At 39.0% G+C, this 20,807-nt stretch carries 19 protein-coding genes; 17 read left to right on the top strand and 2 right to left on the bottom strand.

Features of this window, described 5'->3' with window-relative positions; all coding sequences use genetic code 11:
- The first annotated feature begins 48 nt into the window (after positions 1-48).
- From H6614_00545 to H6614_00490, 12 genes are read left to right on the top strand one after another with little or no spacing between them, the layout of a single operon-like run.
- The gene (locus tag H6614_00545) at positions 49-2,667 is read left to right on the top strand and encodes a YfhO family protein (GenBank protein ID MCB9242142.1); all 2,619 of its coding nucleotides are present in this window, start codon (positions 49-51) and stop codon (positions 2,665-2,667) included.
- On the top strand, positions 2,664-3,656 hold the full coding sequence (locus H6614_00540) for a GDP-mannose 4,6-dehydratase (GenBank protein ID MCB9242141.1): 993 nt from the start codon (positions 2,664-2,666) through the stop codon (positions 3,654-3,656). Before H6614_00545 ends, H6614_00540 begins: the two co-directional genes overlap by 4 nt.
- Positions 3,653-5,170, top strand: a complete 1,518-nt coding sequence (locus H6614_00535; GenBank protein MCB9242140.1) for an acetyl-CoA carboxylase biotin carboxylase subunit — start codon at positions 3,653-3,655, stop codon at positions 5,168-5,170. The genes H6614_00540 and H6614_00535 overlap by 4 nt, the downstream gene beginning before the upstream one ends.
- Entirely contained in the window at positions 5,167-5,682 is a 516-nt protein-coding gene (locus tag H6614_00530) for an acetyl-CoA carboxylase biotin carboxyl carrier protein subunit (protein MCB9242139.1), read from the top strand. Before H6614_00535 ends, H6614_00530 begins: the two co-directional genes overlap by 4 nt.
- A 22-nt stretch (positions 5,683-5,704) precedes the next feature.
- Positions 5,705-6,724, top strand: coding sequence for a PrsW family intramembrane metalloprotease (locus H6614_00525; protein ID MCB9242138.1), 1,020 nt, complete (start codon positions 5,705-5,707; stop codon positions 6,722-6,724).
- Positions 6,724-7,557 carry a glycosyltransferase family 2 protein gene (locus tag H6614_00520; protein MCB9242137.1) on the top strand — a complete coding sequence of 278 codons (834 nt, stop codon included), beginning with the start codon at positions 6,724-6,726 and terminating at the stop codon, positions 7,555-7,557. The genes H6614_00525 and H6614_00520 overlap by 1 nt, the downstream gene beginning before the upstream one ends.
- A 1-nt stretch (position 7,558) precedes the next feature.
- Positions 7,559-9,958 carry a glycosyltransferase gene (locus tag H6614_00515; protein MCB9242136.1) on the top strand — a complete coding sequence of 800 codons (2,400 nt, stop codon included), beginning with the start codon at positions 7,559-7,561 and terminating at the stop codon, positions 9,956-9,958.
- Entirely contained in the window at positions 9,955-10,896 is a 942-nt protein-coding gene (locus tag H6614_00510) for a glycosyltransferase family 2 protein (protein MCB9242135.1), read from the top strand. The genes H6614_00515 and H6614_00510 overlap by 4 nt, the downstream gene beginning before the upstream one ends.
- Before the next feature lie 4 nt (positions 10,897-10,900).
- Positions 10,901-11,848, top strand: coding sequence for a glycosyltransferase family 2 protein (locus H6614_00505; protein MCB9242134.1), 948 nt, complete (start codon positions 10,901-10,903; stop codon positions 11,846-11,848).
- 8 nt (positions 11,849-11,856) lie between these two features.
- Complete coding sequence (locus H6614_00500) at positions 11,857-12,900, top strand: glycosyltransferase family 2 protein (protein ID MCB9242133.1); 1,044 nt, start codon at positions 11,857-11,859, stop codon at positions 12,898-12,900.
- On the top strand, positions 12,900-13,763 hold the full coding sequence (locus H6614_00495) for a glycosyltransferase family 2 protein (protein MCB9242132.1): 864 nt from the start codon (positions 12,900-12,902) through the stop codon (positions 13,761-13,763). The genes H6614_00500 and H6614_00495 overlap by 1 nt, the downstream gene beginning before the upstream one ends.
- On the top strand, positions 13,760-14,875 hold the full coding sequence (locus H6614_00490) for a glycosyltransferase (GenBank protein ID MCB9242131.1): 1,116 nt from the start codon (positions 13,760-13,762) through the stop codon (positions 14,873-14,875). Before H6614_00495 ends, H6614_00490 begins: the two co-directional genes overlap by 4 nt.
- On the opposite strand, the gene H6614_00485 is transcribed toward H6614_00490, so the two are convergent.
- Positions 14,865-15,746, bottom strand: a complete 882-nt coding sequence (locus H6614_00485) for an EamA family transporter (protein ID MCB9242130.1) — start codon at positions 15,744-15,746, stop codon at positions 14,865-14,867. The genes H6614_00490 and H6614_00485 overlap by 11 nt on opposite strands.
- A 12-nt stretch (positions 15,747-15,758) precedes the next feature.
- Positions 15,759-16,640, bottom strand: coding sequence for an EamA family transporter (locus H6614_00480; protein MCB9242129.1), 882 nt, complete (start codon positions 16,638-16,640; stop codon positions 15,759-15,761).
- 139 nt (positions 16,641-16,779) lie between these two features.
- On the opposite strand from H6614_00480, the gene nadD reads away from it, so the two are divergent.
- Genes nadD through H6614_00455 form a run of 5 tightly spaced genes read left to right on the top strand, consistent with a single transcriptional unit; the run spans position 16,780 to position 20,754 of the window.
- Entirely contained in the window at positions 16,780-17,370 is a 591-nt protein-coding gene (nadD, locus tag H6614_00475; protein MCB9242128.1) for a nicotinate (nicotinamide) nucleotide adenylyltransferase, read from the top strand.
- Positions 17,371-17,399: 29 nt separating this feature from the next.
- On the top strand, positions 17,400-18,200 hold the full coding sequence (locus H6614_00470) for a YIP1 family protein (protein MCB9242127.1): 801 nt from the start codon (positions 17,400-17,402) through the stop codon (positions 18,198-18,200).
- A gap of 33 nt (positions 18,201-18,233) precedes the next feature.
- Positions 18,234-18,947: a M48 family metallopeptidase gene (locus H6614_00465; GenBank protein MCB9242126.1), complete on the top strand. Its 714-nt coding sequence runs from the start codon at positions 18,234-18,236 to the stop codon at positions 18,945-18,947.
- A complete protein-coding gene (locus H6614_00460; protein ID MCB9242125.1) occupies positions 18,937-19,227 on the top strand; it encodes a hypothetical protein in 291 nt (96 codons plus the stop codon). Before H6614_00465 ends, H6614_00460 begins: the two co-directional genes overlap by 11 nt.
- 15 nt (positions 19,228-19,242) lie before the next feature.
- Positions 19,243-20,754 carry a sigma 54-interacting transcriptional regulator gene (locus H6614_00455; protein ID MCB9242124.1) on the top strand — a complete coding sequence of 504 codons (1,512 nt, stop codon included), beginning with the start codon at positions 19,243-19,245 and terminating at the stop codon, positions 20,752-20,754.
- Positions 20,755-20,807 lie beyond the last annotated feature (53 nt).

Genomic DNA, 20,807 nt, shown 5'->3' with positions numbered 1-20,807 from the left:
CTGAAAAATCGTATTTTGAATAGTTTATGAACATAATCTCCTTATTTAATGGCAAAATCAAAGGCTAAATCCACTCATAAAAAGCAACAGCACTCCAAGACACTAACAGACATTAAGAAAAGCCAGGGTGAATCCCCATTTGAGAAGTATCAAGATTATATTTATATAGGAATCATAGTATTAGCAATCTTAATTTTCTTTGGTGATGGAATATTTGGCGGAAAGATCTTTGCCTCTCCGGATAATCTATCACCATATAGCTTTAAGACATTTTTGGAAGATGCAAAAGCAAACGGAATCTTTCCTTTATGGTTGCCCTATATATTCGGTGGGATGCCTTCCTTAGCATCACTAACAATGAGCCTTCCTGCTTCGAATAATTTTTTCTCTTTTATTTGGGATAACATAATTAACGGCCTTGCAGGTGATAACTTATTCAAGTTAACAGTTCCTTATTATTTTCTTTTTGCTATTTCTACATACTTTTACATCCGTTATAAATTTAAGAATAATACAATCGCATTATTTTGTGCATTATGTGGGGTACTAGCCACTGGTACGATCCAATTAATCATAGTTGGACACCATACTAAAATGATGACGTTTTCTTTTTTTCCGCTGATATTACTAACTATAGATAAGACGATCGACTCCGGATTAACAAACTGGAGGAAATATTTAATATACCTGCCGGTACTTGCAATATTGATGTACATGCAGCTCCACTTTCATCATATTCAGATGCTGTTTTATGCATACATGATGATAGCAATTTATTACGGATATACGCTTATATACAAGATCATCAAAAAGGAAAAGTATATGGTGATGGTAAAAGCCGGGCTTGTTTTAATTGCGGGCGGTCTTATTGCCGTTGCGATGGATGCAAATATAATCTTATCGGTAAAAGAGTATAATAAATATTCGATCCGGGGACAGGCAAACATAGAACAGTTGAACAACCCTGCGACAAAGAACGACTCCCCTCTCGATTACCAGTACGCGACTAACTGGTCATTTAGCCCGGGTGAAGTAATGACATTTATATTACCTTACTATTATGGATTTGGAAATGTGGAGGTTAACGGGCAGAGAGCAAATACATACTGGGGGCAGATGCCGTTCACGGATTCACCGGTATATTTCGGGGTGATCGTTTTCCTTTTGGCTCTTGTAGGAATATTTATGAACTTTAGAAAGAATGTCTCCGCACAAGCGCTCACTATTATAGTGGTTTTCTTTTTATTTCTTTCATTTGGCAGGACCTGGCCGATAATTTTCGACCTGTTTTTTTATCATTTCCCGCTCTTTGGAAGTTTCCGTGCACCTGTTATGATTCACTATTTCCTAGACTTTGCGTTTTTGATTTTGGCAGGATATGGATTCAAATCTATCCTGGATGCTGCTAAGGACAAAGTAATGCAAAATAAATTCAAGAAGCTAAGTTTTGTTTTAATGGGGCTTGCCGGACTAATGTTCATAATTTCATTAATAGGGTTTGAAGGTTCCTATAAAGAATCCGTCGCAACGGGACCTAAGGCAAGCGAACTCAAACAACAAGGATATCCACCACAGCAGGTCGACCAATATTTTAATCAACAGATAGCTCCCGAAGCATATAAAAACGTTACCGCCGATATGAGATTGCATTCAATATTACTTCTTGGTGTATTAATCGCTGCGTATTTCTACACCCAGAAGAAATTATCCCCTGGAATCTTTGGAGGTATTGTTATAATGCTGGCAGTCTTTGATCTTTGGAATATAAGTTCAAAAACACTACACTGGGATAATGCACAAGATAAGGAACAGATGTTTGCGAAAAGTGACTATGTGAATTTTATTTTGACTAACGACCCTGACACATACCGTTATAGAACCGCAGAGTACAGCGGCGGAAAACTGACAACAAATAACTTTTTAGCATTTTACAGACTTCATCAATTTAACGGATACCAAGGTGCAAAGATCCGAAATTATCAGGATGCAATCGATGTTGCCGGGGACATGAATCCAATTCTACTAGATGTGGCTGATGTGAAGTACTTAATTACAGATAAGCCATTGGAAGACACAGCAGGATATGTACCTGTATTCCAGGGGACAAGGTTGGTTTACGAAAATAAGAATTATCTGCCGAGAGCATTCTTTGTTGATGAGTATAAAATCGAGAGCGGAATTAATATTCTGAACGCAATGAAGAATGGCACATTCGATCCAAAGACGACTGCTTTACTGGAAGAAGATCCGGGAGTTCAGATACAGAAACCGGATTCCGGGGCAAGTATAACAATGACTGATTTCGAAATTCAGCATATAAAATATGATGTAAACGCTACCGGTAATAATATGCTTGTATTCAGTGAGATATATTACCCGGCAGGATGGAACGCTTATATAGACGGACAGGAAACGAAGGTTTACAAGACAGATTATCTATTCAGGTCAATAGTGGTACCGGCTGGACAGCATAAAGTAGAATTCAAATTCGAGCCTCAATCATATGCGACGGGTAAATCCGTCAGCCTTGCAGCGAATATATTTGTGGTGCTATTACTGATCGCAGGAATCGGTGGAACTTATATGGGGAAGAAAAAAGGTGAATCAACGAGTGAGAAGAAGGAAGATAAGCAAGAGGAAGAAAAATCCGGCGAAGAAAGTAAATGAAGAAAGCTTTAATAACGGGAGTAACAGGGCAGGATGGGGCTTACCTTTCGGAGCTATTGCTCGGTAAGGGATACGAGGTAAAAGGTATCACACGTGACGGTTCGGACATAAGAACTACAAACCTTAGCTATTTAGGTATTTTAAATGATATAGAGCTTATTCAGGCAGACCTGCTCGATCTTTCAAATCTTCTCAGGGTAATCAAGGATACAGCACCGGATGAGATATATAACCTTGCCGCGCAGAGCTCGGTAGGATTGTCTTTCCAGCAACCTATCGGAACGCTGGAATTTAATATTATCTCGACGGCAAATCTGCTCGAGGCAATAAGAAGTATAAAACCGGAGACAAAATTTTACAATGCGTCGAGCAGTGAGATGTACGGAAGGTTAAGACCGGAAAATCTCCCAGTAACTGAGGAGACGGTGCTTCACCCGGTGAGCCCGTACAGTATTTCAAAGGCATCGGCGCACTGGATCACGATAAATTACAGGGAAGCATACGATCTCTATGCGGTGTGCGGAATTCTTTTTAACCACGAGTCGGCACTGAGGGGAGAGAATTTCGTTACAAAGAAGATACTGGAAGGAGCATTAAGAATATCAAAAGGAATGCTCGATAAGATCACCCTGGGCAACCTTAGTATAAGCCGTGATTGGGGGTATGCCCCCGAGTATATTAAGGCAATGTGGCTGATGCTGCAGCAGGAAACGCCTGACGATTATATAATATGTTCAGGGCAGGCAAATACGCTGGAGAATTTTACAAAGAAAGTTTTTGCCGAAAACAGGGTTGATTATGACAAGCATGTGGAATTCAGCGAGAAACTATACCGGCCGGTAGATCTGGAAATAATCTACGGAGATAATTCGAAAGCAAAGAAGAATCTCGACTGGAAATATGACATTAGTTTCGATGAGCTGATAAAAAAACTTGTCGAGGACGAATCCAAATTTTTCGAATGGAAGCAAAGTAAAGGAGTTAATTGATAAATAAGATCTTAATAGCGAACAGAGGCGAGATAGCGGTGAGAATAATCTCATCCGCGAAAGAAATGGGAATAAAGACCGTTGCAGTCTATTCCGATTTTGATAAGTATTCCTTATATACACGGCTAGCTGACGAGGCATATCATATCGGTCCTCCACCGGCAAAAGAAAGCTACCTCCTTGCTGACAAGATAATCGAAATTGCGAAGATGAGTGGGGCTGACGCAATTCACCCCGGGTATGGATTCCTTTCAGAGAGAAGCTATTTCGCGAAGATGTGCGCGGATAACGGAATAAAATTCATCGGACCGCCGGCAGAAGCGATAGAGATGCTGGGTGATAAAACAAAGGCGAAGATACTTGCCGTAAAAAATGACGTTCCTACTGTGCCCGGCACTGAGGAGCCGATAAAGGATCTCGAAGAAGGTAAGAAGATCGCCGATAGTATAGGATACCCTTTACTTATTAAAGCATCCGCAGGCGGAGGCGGTAAGGGTATGAGAATAGTTAGAAGCCCGGAGGAATTCGAGAGCGGGCTCAGGATGTCACAAAACGAAGCTCGTTCATCATTCGGAGATGAGAGCGTATTTATCGAAAAGTATGTGGTGGGCGGAAGGCATATAGAATTTCAGATACTGGCTGATGAGCATGGAAATGCAGTTCACCTCGGCGAGAGGGAATGCTCTATGCAGAGAAGGCACCAAAAAATTATAGAAGAGACCCCTTCAGTAGTGATGGATGATTCACTAAGAAAGGAAATGGGTGAGTGCGCAAAAAGGCTCGCAAAGGCAGCTGGATATACAAATGCAGGTACTATGGAATTTCTGGTGGATAAGGATAACAATTACTATTTCCTGGAAATGAACACGAGGCTACAGGTAGAGCATCCCATTACAGAAATGAGAACAGATACAGACCTTGTGAGGGAACAGATATTGATAGCATCGGGAGAGAAGCTGTCATTCACTCAGGAAGATGTTACTTTCACCGGGCATACTATCGAGTGCAGAATATGCGCAGAGGATCCGGACAACAATTTCCTGCCCTCAATAGGTAAAATGGACTATATAAAGAATATTCTAGGTAACGGAATGAGAGAAGATACCGGGATAGAGGAAGGTAACGAGATATCGATTTATTATGATTCGATGATATCAAAGCTGATCGCGCACGGTGAGACAAGAGAGATAGCAATTAGCAAGATGGGAGAGGCATTAGAGAACTACATTATCTCCGGATTGAAAACAAATATCGAGTTCCTGTATTCGCTTTTGAACTCAGGAGGATTTAAGACAGGCAAATATGATACTCAATATGTAGAGAAGACATTCATACCCGAAATATATGAAAAAGGAAACGAGTTAAGTGATGAGGAGACGGAAAGGGCAATTGCGCTTGGAGCATGTTTATTCAAGGCTCGCGAGGAGAATACAAGCAGAGGGCGAAACAGGATACAGAATAACGGCGTTTCCAAATGGTCAAAAATGAAATTCGAAACTTACAGAACAAAATGAGACGAAAATTCGAAGTAAAATTTCCGAAAGGTGAGCAAAAGGTGATGACGGTGTTTTCCAATGAGAAAGCGGAGTATGACGGTAAGGAATTCGATTTCGATTATGAATTACTCTCAGAAAATGTAGCACTACTTCGCATAGATGGGAAAAATCATATTGTAAGGCTTGAATCTAACGAGGAAACGGATTACGCTCTGGTCAGCAACGCGAAAAAATACAACGTGTCATGTAAGAGTGAGCTGGATATAATAAAAGAAAAATACATTGGACCGGATAAGTCCCGGTTTAAAGATAAGGTCATCTCGCCTATGCCCGGAGCAGTTGTGAAGATAAACGTAACTGAGGGCGCAGAAATAAGCAAGGGGGATGTATTGCTGGTACTGGAAGCGATGAAAATGGAAAATGAGATCAAAGCCGAGAGCGACTGCCTTGTTAAGTCAATTAATGTCAGCGAAAAGAGTTCGGTGGATAAGGGGCAGCTTTTAATTACACTTGAAGAAAAAAAGGCTTAAAGTTTAATTAAATAATAAAACAATGGGACTGGTATTAGCATTTGCATCACTCATCGCAGCTGTTGTACCCATGTTCACATACATGGTTATTATCTGGTGGCTCGACAGGAACGAGCGTGAGCCGTTTTGGATGGTACTTTTGTGTTTTGTCTGGGGAGGAACGGGGGCAATTATTCTTGCAATAATCGGCAGTATCCTATTCCAGATCCCGCTAGCAACATTGATAGTAACCGTTTCCAATGACCCCGCAGACCTTATAGATCTCTCCGGCGCTGTGGTTGTTGCTCCAATAGTGGAAGAAGCGACCAAGGGAGTATTCCTCCTGATAATCGCTATGAGCAAACGATTCGACGGAATCGTAGACGGAGTAGTTTACGGGGGCGCTATCGGACTTGGATTTGGGATGACGGAAAATTTCATGTATTTTCTTTCTTACGGCACGACACCTGCATCATGGTTATTTATTGTTGTTATCAGAACATTGTTCTCCGCAGTAATGCACTGTATGTCCACAGCTACACTTGGCGCGTTCATCGGGTATGCTAAATTCAAAGGTATAGGATGGAAGCTGTTATTGATACCAATGGGTTATGCGGTCGCTGTATTCCTGCACTTCGCATGGAACGCGAGCGTTAGTTTCGAAGACACGACTATACTCGGATTCTTATTCCTTATCATGTATTTCGTCGCGATCTTTGCGATATTCCAGATCGCTATCTACATGGAAGGAAAGACAATACACAGAGAACTCGAGGACGAATCCATAAACGGGGTAATACCGTCAGAGCATTTATTGCATCTGCCTTTTGTTACCAAAAGGAATAAGAAAGGGTGGCTTCATACAAGTATAAATCAAAAGGAATACGTTAAGACATCTATCGTACTGGCGTTAAGAAAAAGTCAGTACAAGAGCACAACCGGGAACAGGCAAACTGTATACCTGAAAGAAGTCGAAAGCTACAGGTACAAAATCCAAATGATGTTTTACAATGCAGGTCTGCCGGTCAAAAACGCAAAAGATCCGAACCTACAGAGTCAGTAATGGAGAGTGCGCTTTTAAGCATAGTAATAATTACGTGGAATACGAAAGAATTAACGTTGAAGTGTCTTGAATCAATTTACAACACGAAAGATTACGGTTCTTTAAAAGAAAAGATAGAAATAATTGTCATAGATAATGCTTCCTCGGATGGGACTGCAGAGGAGATCTCTCAAAAGTATCCTGATGTAACTCTCATCTGTAACGATGAGAATACAGGTTACGCGCCTGCATGCAATCAGGGAATGGAAATGGCATCGGGCAAGTATGTTCTACTGCTTGGGAGCGATACTGAACTGACGGACGGATCGCTGACCGAATGTATTAAATTCCTCGATGAGAATCCGAAGACGGGAGCGGTTGGATGCAAGCTTATTTATCCGGATGGGAGGGAGCAGGGAAACTGCAAGAAATTCCCTACACTAATGAACGGGGTGTTTGTTTATCTTTCCCTCGATTCATTCAATAAAGACTATGATATGGCGTCGTTCAATTACGATGAGACGATAAGGGTGGACCAGATAGCGACGACGTTTCTGATGGCACGGAGAGAAGTGTTGGAAAAGATAGGCTACTTCGACGAGAAGTACAGAATACTCTATAATGATGTGGATCTATGCAAGAAGATATATGAAGCGGGATATGAGATACACTTTATACATACTGCGACGGTAATACATCACGGGAGTTACTCCACAAAAAAGGCTCCCCCTGCAGTAAGAAAGATCATGTATAAAGATGTTTACAGATATTACAGGAATAATTTTGGATTTATGTCAGTGATACTTATACCTATTTTATTTACCAGGTTTATGATAGTATCCATTATCAGATAATATGTCTCTAACAGACAAGGTCATAAAAAATACGTTCTACAACTTCGCAGCACAGATCCTAGGATTTGTTTTTCCTTTTTTCTTAACTCCCTTTATAATATCAGTAATCGGTGAAGTCCAATTCGGAATCTATGCCCTTGTTATGGGGTTTTCCGGAACATTCGCTTTATTCGACCTCAGCATATCCAGCTCATTTATTAAATTCATATCGGAAAATTACAATAAAGGCGAAAAGGAAAAGCTCAACCAGACAATATCCACAGGGTTATTGTTTTATATTATATTCTCTATACTTATTGGCATAGTAGGATTTGTTTTCACGAAGCCATTAGTTTCCCTGCTAAACATACCACCGGATCTTGAGGCATTAAGCCTTATGGCATTCAGGATAAGTATCCTTATCTTTTTCATTACGAACGCATTTGGAATATTTAATTCGATCCTTATCAGTATGCAGAAGATGTACATCACGAATATATACGGGATCGTATTAAATTTTCTCAACGTAGGTGCGATAGTATTCTTACTGTTAAACGGATATGGATTAATCGGGATGTTACTGAGCCAGCTGGGAGCGGTAACGATAAGTATTTTGATAAGCTACATCGCGGCGAAGAAAGTTCTCCCGGAAATGAGAATACGCGTAAGCAATTTCCGAAAAGACGCATTAAAGAAAATGACAGGATTTGGATTGCAGATGCAGGTATCGAAGCTGGCATCATTCGCATCTGACAAATACGATGAGTTCCTGCTTGGATTCTATTCGGTGATGAACAATGTGGCGTTTTTTAATATTGGAGCAAGGGTAGCAAGACTGGGAAGATTCGTCCCCTATCAGATGGTTCCACAGGTAGCCCCGGTAGCGGCTGAGCTAAAGGCAAAAGAAGAGCATGAGAAACTAAACAGGTTGTTCGCTGACACTACCAGGTATCTGACAATAGTATCCATGCCCATTTTCATTTTCATTTTCGCATTCGCTGACGTAATCATATACTCATGGATGGGAGCCGGGTTTGACATATCGGTATATATATTGAGGATACTTGTCATAGGGCAATTGATAAATATGATATTTTCTGCGCCGGGAAATTCCATAACACCAAATATCGGCATTCCGAAATTCCAGATGCATGAGGGACTTATCAATCTCGGATTTAATCTTGTGTTGAGCTTTATACTCATCAAATTCTACGGCATAGTTGGGGCCGCGATCGGGAATACCATCTCTGTAGCGATATCGTCGTTTTATATCTATATAGTTTCGTCGCGGTATTTTGAAAGAGGCTACATTACATTATTGAAAGAGCAATACCTCAAACCTTTTGCGGTTGCAACGGGATATGGAATAGTGCTTTTTCTAGCTTACCTATTCCTTAGCAAGAGCATTTACCCGGTAACCGGCAGGGTGAGCGGGTTAGTTTATCTGATCCCATTTGGAGTAATTTACCTCGGAGCATTTACATTCACTATATTGCGGTTGAAGTACCTTAATGAAAATGACAAGATAGTATTAACAAAAATACTAATGAAGCTTTTACCGCTTAGGTCACTTGTAGTGAAGAGAAATGAAAAGATAGCACTAAACTATCAAGGAAAAGAATATAACGGTGAGCTTGTAAGCCTATGCATAGTAACGCACAACAGACCAGGAATGCTAAAGAAATGCATAAACGCTCTTCTCCCGACTATAAGGGATATCAATTATGAGTTAATAATATGGGACAACGCTTCAAATGACGAGACATTAGAGTATTTGAAAACACTGGAGGGGAATGAAAGGGTAAAAGTAGTATTTCACCCGGAAAACATAGGTACAAATGCCAAAGGCAGAGCAATAGAACTTTCGAGAGGCGATTTCATAATAGGAATAGATGATGATGTAATAGAATATCCTGACGGGTGGGTTCAGAAAATGGTAGAGGCATATAAAAAGATACCTGCTATGGGCTACATGTCATCGAATGTAGTACAGGATGAAACAACAGACGGTGCAAAGCAGCCGGATGAGATGTATAGAGACGAAACATATGATAACGGCAATATCGCATTGCAAGTGGGTCCGGCAGGCGGATGGTGTTTTATGATATCGAGATATGTATACAATAAGATCGGCAAGCTTGCTCAACATAAGGACGCAATGTTTTTCATGGAGGACGAAGACTACGCTAACAGGGTAATAGCGAAGGGTTTTAAATTCGGGTTATTAAAAAATGTAATCGTTTATCATGCGACAGGAAAGGTACATAATAAGGAGTTCGGAGATGTTTTCGATAAAAAGATGGAGGATTATGAAACAGCAAAGGGGAAAACAAAGGGCAGTAGAATCATGAATTTATTTAATTTCAAAAGGCATTATTACAGATTATTGGAATTAGCCGAACAGGAAATAAACAGAGAATGAAAATATCTTTCGTAATAGTGAATTTTAATACCGGCAATATCCTGCAGGAATGCGTGGAATCGGTCTTTAAATACGAAGATACCTCATTATTCGAAGTGATAATTGTTGATAACGGTTCAACTGATGACTCACCAGGGATAATAGAAGAAATAGCGAAGAAATATTCAAATGTTGAAGCGATCTTTTTAAAGAAGGATGATGGGTTTTCACGGGCAAACAATATTGGGTATGATAAAACGTCGGGTGAATATGTTCTTGTTATGAACCCGGACATAATATTTACTGAGAGCATTTTACAAAAACTAATGAATGACATCGAGGATGATAAAGAGTTAGGGGCAGTGTGCCCGCTTTTAGTCGGAAGAGATGGGAATTTTCAGAGAAATTATTTTCAAAGGTATCCGACGCTGATGCAGTTCATTCTATTCCATTCAATATTCGGGAAATTCTTTCACCGTTTCCCGTCCCTTATGAACAGGTACCTCGAAAATCAAGATATAGATACAAAATCAGGAAAGATAGAAGAAGTAGAGCAAATACCCTTTGCATTCTTTATGACAACAAGAGAGATATTTGAAGGTGCAGGCAAGATGGATGAAGGTTACAAATTATTTTTTGAGGATGTAGACCTGAGCTACCAGATACATAAAAAATTTAAACTTGGCGTAGATACTTCACTTCGCGTTACACATTTAGGCGGAGAGAGCTTTAAAACGGAAGATAACTGGTGGCTGTACGGGAGATTCATCACAGGGATGAAATACTTTTTCAGTAAAAACTACGGATGGATGAGAACATTCCTTTTAAAAGTATCTACTTTTATAAATTCATTTTTAATAATTTCAATCGAGAACCTAAAACGACTATTCGGTGGAAAAGAGTCATACAGGCTCAAAAAGCACAGGTATTTTCTAAAATTACAAAGAGAAGAAAATTAACGAGTTGATATACATAGTGATCCCAAACTGGAACGGGCTGGAGCATATTAAAGACTGCTTCCCGTCTTTATTCGAGCAGACACATAAGAATTATGTGGTCGTAATGGTGGATAATAGTTCGGAGGATAACTCAGTTGCTTATGTAAAGGAAAAGTTTCCCCAGGTAAGGGTGCTGGAGCTCGAGACCAACCGGGGATTTGCCGGAGGTGTAAATGAAGGAATAAGGTTCGCACAGAATTTTAACCCGGATTATATATTATTACTAAATAATGACATCGAGTGTACTCCTACATTTCTGGAGGAGATGGCTAAGGGATTTAAAACGGAAGATACCGGAAGCGTAGCATGCAAGATGCTTAACTATTACAACAGGATGAAGATAGATGACGCAGGAGATTTTATTAAGAAGAAAGGGTCTCCATACGCGCGGGGACACGGCGAGATAGACCAGGGTCAGTATAACGAAGAAGAGTTCATTTTCGGTCCATGCGCGGGAGCAGCGATGTACCGAAGCGGTATTTTCGATGAGATAGGATACTTCGACGAGGATTTTTTTGCTTATTACGAGGATGTGGATTTCAGCTTCAGAATGCAACTGGCAGGATACAAATGTTTTTATAATCCTAAGGCTGTATGTTATCACAAAAGAGGCGCTTCGACAGAGGGAAACCATGGTTTCCAGACAATGCTTTGTGAAAAAAATCTTGTTGCTATCAGATTAAAAAATTATCCATCGTCGATCTATCTTCGTTATCTTCCCTATTTCTTTGTAGTGAGGTTCAAACGTTACTATGGATTTTATCAAAACCAGCCAAAGAAGGTTTTCTGGAGCGCGGTAAAGGGGTATTTTAAGGGATTAATGGAAATGCCCAAATCATATTCAAAAAGAAAAAAAATACAGCAGAACGCAAAAGTCTCACCGGAATACATCGAAAGCCTTTTTACCCCATAAAGTTCTGAATGAAGGTATCCATAATAATAGTAAATTATAACGGGAAACATCTGCTAAAGGAGTGCCTGGATTCGGTACTTAGGCAGAGTTACAGGGATTTCGAGTTAATCTTCGTTGATAACGGTTCCTCCGACGGGAGCGTGGATCATGTTGTGGAAAACTATAATGACGAACGAATTAAATTCGCACTTTCAAAAGAGAATCTGGGCTTTGCGGGAGGAAACAACCTAGGATACAAATATGCCGAAGGAGAATTCGTTGTGCTCCTCAATAATGATACGAGGGTAAATGAGAACTGGCTAAAAGAGCTTGTGGATGTAATAGAGAGTGATGAAAACATTGGAATTGTACAGTCATCGGTGATCACAGAAGGAATACCGGCAGAGTATTACAAAAAGAACGGCACAATAAACCTTTTAGGGCATAATGTAATGGGATTTTTTGATATAGGCGAGGATGGAAGGGGCGAAATACTGCAGGCAAACGGATGCTCTCTCATAATCAGATGGAAGCTTGTAGAAGAGCTGGGAGGATTATTTCCGGAAGAATATTTTGCATACGCGGAAGATACTTACCTCTCCTTAAAAGTTTTGTTTTATGGTAAGAAGATCATGCACACATCAAAATCGATCGTCTATCATAAGGGAAATGCAACTGCAAAAGAGCAGATATCGTCGCGTTTATACTTTTACAGAGAAAGGAACAGGCTGTTAAATTTTCTGATCTTTTTTTCAGGCGGATTTGAGTTAAGGTACATACCTTACCTAATAAATAATTTTTTTATGAAGCTTTTGCTGTCCTTTTTCTCTTCCAGTTACTCAACGGCAGGGTTGCTGAGGGCTTACCTCTGGATAGCCGGGAACCCCGCATGGATAAAGAAACAGAGGCGATTATTAAATGGTTATGGAAAAGTAAAAGACGGTGAAGTGCTGAAATATATAAGCGGGAAAGTATTCAACGGGAACAATTTCATTGAAAAGGCTGCGAACTTCTTTTCAATACTGTATTGCAGGATAGTCAGGATAAAAGTTTATGAAATAAGCAGGGACTGATGGTATCGATCATAATTATAAATTATAACCAGAGGGATCTCGTATCGGAATGTGTGAAGTCTATAGAAAATAACATACACTCCGATTATGAAATACTGATCGTAAACAATACACCGGAGCAGGACCTGCGCCATCTCGAGGAAATCGCAACAGTGATCCCAAATGCAAACAAAGGATTTTCCGAAGCAAACAACCTTGCGGCTAAAGAGGCTAAGGGCGAGTATTTATTTTTCCTAAACGCCGATACAGTTGTCAAAAATGACTCGCTAAAGGGTGCAGTAGAGATTCTTGATAAAGAAAAAGTAGGTGCAGTCGGAATGAAAATGTATAATGCTGACGGAACCTTTCAGCTGTCATTCTGGAAAGAAAATACATTCGGTAATGAAAAGATAAACAAAGGCAGTGAGGCAAAGTTCAGACAAAGGGATAAGGAATTTATAAGAAAGATAGAGAATGAACATTCAACGGTAAGTAAAGTAGACTGGGTAAGCGGAGCGGCAATGCTGATCAAAAAAGACGTTTTTAAAGAGATTGGCGGATTCGATGAAAATTTTTTCCTTTTTTACGAAGATGCAGACCTCTGTAAAAGATTAAAAGACAAAGGATACAAAATAGTTTTTTATCCGGGCTCTTATATAACGCATTACAAAGGTGAGAATGTGAATGAAGAATTCACCGGCAAAACTTATTTTTACGCAAAGAAGTCCCAGTTACTTTATTATGAAAAACACAATGACTTACGTGATAGAGTTTTTCTCAGGATTTATCTTACAGTAAAATTCAGCTTTAAATACTTAATTAGTTTCAAAAGCATTAACCTGAAAATATTTTTATTAACGATTGGGCTAAGAAAGTCACCATGATAAATGTTCTGGAATTAATAGACGGAGGTTTTTTGGGAGGAGGGCAGACTCATATACTCTCGATCGCAAAAAATATCGACAAAAGTAAATTTAACGCAATCATAGCCGGTTCATCAAACGGAAAATTCAAAGAAGAAACAATACACCGCGGATTTGAATTCACCGGTATATACCTGCCGAAGATATATAGAGGAAAGTATCTTCAAGCAATAGACGAAATAGTAACTGATAGCGATATCCAGATAATTCATTCGCATGGCGGGGTAGCCGGGATGTATGCCCGGTTTTACAAGAAAAAGTACGAAAAAGTGAAAGCTGTACATACAATTCACGGAATACATTACACACGAACAAGGAATTTTTTGCGTAAATGGTTTTCACATTCGATCGAACAGTCATTAGTAAAATACACTGACAAATTTATATGTGTATCTAATGAAGATAAAAAACTTGCTGAAAAAATGAAAATTATTGATTCATCAAAAACTGCCATAATAAAGAACGGGATCGACGTGAGCAGGTTTTCCGGCGGTAAAGTTCACAGTGACCTAAAGAAAAAGTTAGGAATACAAAATGATAACATCGTTATCGGTAATATTTCCAGATTTGATTTCCAGAAGAACCAGCGAATGCTGATAGATGCATTTAGTGAATTATCATCGAGCAATGATAAATTAAGACTATTATTGGCAGGTGACGGACAATTTCTAGAAAATTGCAAGGAGCAGGTAAAAAGATCTGGTATAGAAGAAAAAATCATCTTTACAGGTGAAGTACCGAACGTGGAAGAGTATTATCCTTTAATAGATATATTTGTGTTCCCTTCTTTATGGGAAGGATTGTCTATTACACTTATAGAGGCAATGGCATCAGGAAGATGTATTATAGCGAGTGATATTCCATCAAATCGTGAATTGATCACAGATGGTAAAACCGGAGAGTTGTTTGATCTAAAAAACAAAGAAGAACTTAAAGATAAGATACAAACTTTGCTGAGTGATGAACCAAAGCGAAATAAGCTATCTCAAAATGCCACTGTAGAAGCAAGGAAATACGATGAAAAAGAAATGACCAATATGATAATGAATATATATAGTGAGGTTAGCTCTTAACTTCATCCTGCCGTAAAATTCCTTTACCAACAAAGAATCCTACCCCCACAAATGTCACTATCCCTCCAATCAGCGTTTCGTTACTCAGATCGAATCCTCCAAATGCAAATGAGACAAGGCTCCCAAGAAAAGGAATAATCAGATTGACCGCAGTACCTTCGACCGGACCGAGTTCTTTCATAGCATGATTATAGAGTAAAAAAGGAATAATCGAGGCTAAAACTACCATACCTATCATCATAAACCATGCCTCTCCAGACATACCCGGTACATGCTTAATGAAATCAGGGATAAAGAAAACAGCGAGGGGTAACGAGCCCCAAAAAACAAAACAAGTTACTATAAAGGGACCGTACCTCTTTACGAGGAATTTCTGAGAGATAAGGTACAATCCAATAAAGGCGGCACCAAGAAAGATAATGCCCAGCGAGATATTGATAGTAAAGGTATCCCCCATTGCGGTGATAAGGAGTCCCGCTACCGCCAGTACCAGTGCAATTACACCTATAACGGTAAGTTTAATATCCAGTTTTTTCAGAAGGAATAAGCTTATAGAGATAGGAACCGCAAATTGGAGAAAAGCGGTTATCCCAGGTGGTTGGCTTTCAGCTCCCCGTGCAACTAACCACGCACCTGCAAAAAACGAAAGACCCGGAAAAGATAATAAAGCAAAATCTTTTAGTGGAGGAAGTTTAGTTTTTAAAATTAAAGCTACAACTATCATTATGAGAGAAGCGATAACCATTCTCCCGACAACGATATTCACAGGAGAAACACCCTCTTTTTCCAATTCTTTGAGAAAAAGGAAAAAGGATGACCAGCTTAATGCAACCAGAAATAGTTCCACAAAAGCAATAGTGCGCTTTTCCATATCATATCAAAACTATTTAACGGGATCGTCCTGCCTGTTTATTCCTTTAAAGACATAGAAACAAACTCCTACCAAGGTGAGCAAACCTCCAATAACTGAAATACTGGTTAATCCATACCCACCTATCGCAAAAGAAAGTAAACTACCAGCAAAAGGAATAAGCAGGTTAACAGCGGTTCCCTCAGCCGGACCTAAGTCTCGCATTGCATGAGTATATAAAAAGAATGGTATGAGGGTAGAAAAAATCGTTAAACCCATAAGCATTATCCATGAATACCCATTCATCAGGGATACCTGCCCTAAAAACGAGGGGATAAAAAAGATTGCGATGGGAACGGCTCCCCAGAAAGCAAAGAATGTCACTACATACGGACCATGCTGTTTAACAAGGAATTTTTGGGTAACAAAATATAAACCTGCAAAGCATGCTCCAATAAAGGTGTAAATGACTGAAAGGTTCATTCTGATCTCGTCGCCAAAACCTGTCAGAGTAAACCCAATAATGGCGACTATAAGAGAAACGATGCCTAGATGTGAAAGTTTAATATGAAGCTTTTCCAGGAAAAAAAGGCTGATAATGATGGGTACTAAAAACCCTATAAAAGCGGTAAGTCCCGGAGATTGTCCTTCCTCCCCGGTGGCAATCATTACAGCGGCGACAAAGAAAGTAAGCCCCGGAGTAATTAATAAGGGGTTTTTAATAATTGAGGGAATCTTAAGCTTCAAAGGAAGAGCAATGGCAGCATAAATGAGTGCTGCAAAAATCATGCGTGCACTGATAATATTTACCGGTTCGAGACCAACCTTTTCTAACTCCTTAGAGAAAATAAAAAACGAAGACCATGTAATAGCGGCGAGGAATAGTTCGATATATGCAACAGTACGGCTCTTCAATAATACAACATTAATAATAATTTAACCTAATATAAGTTAATTAGCATAAGAAAAATATGGGAAAATGAATAATTTCCATTATTTAATTTTATCTGTTATCTGAAAAAGACTATTATTATCTTTTTTCATACAATCAAAAATGAAACGATACGGGATTTTTGGCGGAGCGTTTGATCCACCTCATATAGCACATTCCATACTCGCTGATGATGTCAGGGAGCAGATGCATCTTGATAAAATCATATTTATACCTTCAGGTAAACATCCATTGAAAGAGCATGAAACCATCGCTGCAGAACACAGACTAAACATGTCGAAGCTTGCATTTCAAGACGACGAGAATTTTGAAGTTTCCGACATAGAAATACGAAACGAAAACGGTAAAAGCTATACAGTAGATACATTGATACAGCTCAAGGAGAAATATAAGGATGATTTTGTTAAATTATATTTGATACTCGGTATAGATAACCTATTGGAATTTCCGAAATGGAAACAGCCGGAAAAGCTATTCTTGTTGTCTGAGGTAGTCATAATTGCGCGTCCTAATTTTGTTGTGCAGGATGCAAAACCGGAATATACATCACGGGTAAAATTCCTGAGTACACCCCTCATAGAGATATCATCATCTTTAATAAGAGATCATGTCTCACATGATAAGTCAATAAAATACCTTGTTAACTCAAAGGTCGAAAAGTATATATACGACAATAATCTATACAACGACTAAAATAAATTTTCAAATAAAACCCTACTAAAATGGAAGAAGAAAATTTACAAAATGTTACCGAAGAATCCGATTTTCCTCCTGAACCACCAGAAGAATTTTCCTCAACAGATGCAATGATAGGTGTATTTACCGAACCAGGACAGACATTCGAGACTATTAGCAAAGATCCTCAGAGAAATTATTGGATCCTACCTACTATAATATTCATTGTCCTCAACTTAATCGCTACGTTTATTACATTTTCAGATCCAGAGATACTGGGAAACATGATGGATGAAAGGATGTCAGAAGCTAGAGAGAAAATAGAGGAAAAAATTAAGAATAATGAAATCTCACGTGAGGAGGGTGAAAAGGCAATAGAAATGCAGGAAAAATTCTCCGATCCTTCATCGCCTGTATTCATAGCATTCGGATATAGCGCCGGTATAATAGGGCCTTTTATTCAATTATTTATACTCGGGCTGATATATTTCCTGGGTTTAAAAATCCTAAAATCCCCGGCTAACTATTCGGGAATTCTCAATGTCATTGGACTTGCATTCCTTATATCCGGGATACAACATCTGGTTTCATCACTACTATCTATACTAATGGGCAAAATGGTAACTGTTGGACTTGGAATATTTCTTTCATCCGATCAATTAGGAAGTGCCCTTTATAGTATAGTATCTTCCTTTGACATTTTTTCAATCTGGTTTTTTGTAGTGGTTTCAATAGGTATTGTCCATATAGGGAAAATAAGTAAAGGACAAGCGTACGGAATGGTATTTGGTCTATGGATAATCTGGACGCTACTTACAAGTTTTGTAGCAACCATCTCAATCGGATAAATTATTTTAGAGGTAATTTTGTTATAAGTTTTTATGGAGGATAAAAGCAATATGTTCCTGCTTTCGGTGGGGATCGGGCGACTGGCTCCTGTCCTGATCATGCCTCTATTTTATAAGTTCAAATCATTAGATGATGAGGAATTAAAAGAAAGGATAATGAGACTCTGTGGAAAAACAGGAATTAATGTGGAAGGAATTTTTAGCTTTGATATGAGCAAGAATACAAAGAAAGCCAATGCTGCATTTACAGGCATGGGGAAATCCAAAAGAATCATTTTGGGAGATACATTACTCGAAAAATTCACCCCTGAGGAGATTGAGTTTGTTTTTGCTCACGAGATGGGACATTATGCAAACCGGCACTTAACAAAGCTTGTCCTAATCTCCACAGTTAGTACATTTTTAGGGTTATATATAACTTCCCTACTATTTAGTAATACGCTAGGTCTATTCGGCTTTACAAATCAATATGAAATAGCCGCGCTCCCGCTGTTATTCCTTTATTTAAGTATTTACGGATTGATTACTACTCCAATAACGAATATATTTTCAAGGAAATACGAATGGGAAGCAGATACTTATGCTCTTGAGACAACCCGTGATAGAGCGGCATTTATTTCCTCTATGGAGAAACTTGCCGAGCAAAATTTATCAGAGAGGACTCCAAATAAAATTATAGAATTTCTTTTCCATTCGCATCCTTCCCTTTCGAAAAGGATAGAATTCGCGAGGAATTATGAACTATGACAAACCAAAATTACGTGATTTTAAGCATGGCACTCCATACATTTCAATCTGGTACTCAATAGTATTTCATGCTGTATTATTTATTGTGGCATTGAATTTAGCCAAGCTGGATCTTGCACTAATGGCAGATGATATAAAAAAGAATGTTAAAACGGCAATTGCAAGTTTATTCAAAGAAGAACTCTCGCCAAGCAAATCCATAATAAACGAATTGTACCAAAGCGAGAATAGGGTAAAGTTTAACGACAAGAATTTAGCACAAATAAAAAGCGATTCATAATAACACTTATAAAAGATGATAAGCATAAATGAAATAAAGACACTGGGTGATCTTAAAAAATCCGGGTACAAGGTGTTATCAGTTAAGGATGAGATCAGAAACAATCTCATCAAGAGACTCAAGGAAAAGGAAATAGTATTTGAAGATATAATAGGCTATGACGATACAGTTATTCCAGCGATACAAAATTCATTACTTGCTAAACACGATATTTTGCTGCTCGGATTACGAGGACAGGCAAAGACAAAAATCGCAAGAATGCTACCTTTACTCTTAGATGAATACATTCCAATTGTAAAAGGTTCGGAGATAAATGATAATCCGTTTCATCCTGTTTCAAAATATGCAACCGATCTTATTAGTAAGAAAGGTGACGAAACTGAGATAGAGTGGATCCGTAGAGACAGCAGGTACAGTGAGAAGCTAGCAACCCCAGATGTCAATATTGCCGATCTAATAGGCGATATTGATCCAATCAAGGCAGCAAACCAGAGGTTACATTACTCACACGAAGGAGCAATACACTACGGGATCATACCTCGAACAAACAGAGGTATTTTTGTGATAAATGAGCTTCCTGACCTACAACCCCGGATACAGGTCGGACTTTTGAATATAATGCAGGAAAAAGATATACAGATACGGGGTTTTAATATACGAATCCCTCTCGATCTTTTGATAGTATTCACTGCTAATCCCGAGGATTATACAAACAGAGGTAATATAATTACTCCTTTAAAGGACAGGATAGATTCACAGGTCATCACACATTATCCGAAAGTACTGGAGGACGGAATAAAAATAACGGAGAGTCAAGCATGGACCAAGCGAAATGACGAACAGACCCTTAATATCCCGCATTATTTTAAAGAGATAGTAGAGATGGCGGCTTTTAAAGCAAGGGAAAGCGAATTCGTAGATCAAAAATCCGGTGTGAGCGCGAGACTAACAATATCCTCAATGGAAAACCTGATCAGCAACGCTGAGAGAAGGTCGATCATTAACAACGAAGATTTTATCATGCCCAGGATAGCAGACCTCAACTCCATCCTGCCGGGGATCACCGGGAAAGTTGAGCTTGTATTCGAGGGAGAACAGGAAGGGTCTTCAAAAGTAGCGAGATCCATACTTTCAAAAGCAACAAGAGATGTTTACAAGAAATATTTTCCTGATCCTTTGGAAAGAAGAAAGAAAAACGATCCAAAATATAAGAGCCCATATGAAGAAATCGTCGAATGGTTTCAGAATGGAAATACTTTGACGATAAAAGATAATATGAGTTTTAAGGAATTTTTCACCGAGCTAAAGAAAGTCAAGGGACTCGAAAATTTCGTAAAGAAATACCCACAGTACTTTGAAACGGAATATGAACTTGCGTCGCTGATGGAATTTGTGCTGGACGGTTTACATCAAAATTCAAAAATTGCAAAGGATGTTTTTGATTCTATTACATCATATAAAGATCTTGTCGGGAGTATGTTTTCTTCAGATGACGGCTTTGGATACGAAGAAGAGTATTATAAATAAAGGGTTTCGTATTTTATTAATATTGATTCTTTGGATTTAAACCAGGAAATTTA

It is taken from the genome of Ignavibacteriales bacterium (genome assembly GCA_020635255.1).
Classification (GTDB): domain Bacteria; phylum Bacteroidota; class Ignavibacteria; order Tepidaquicellales; family Tepidaquicellaceae; genus JAEYVS01.
Note: the sequence above shows the minus strand (reverse complement) of the source record. Positions and strands in the feature narration are given on the sequence as shown.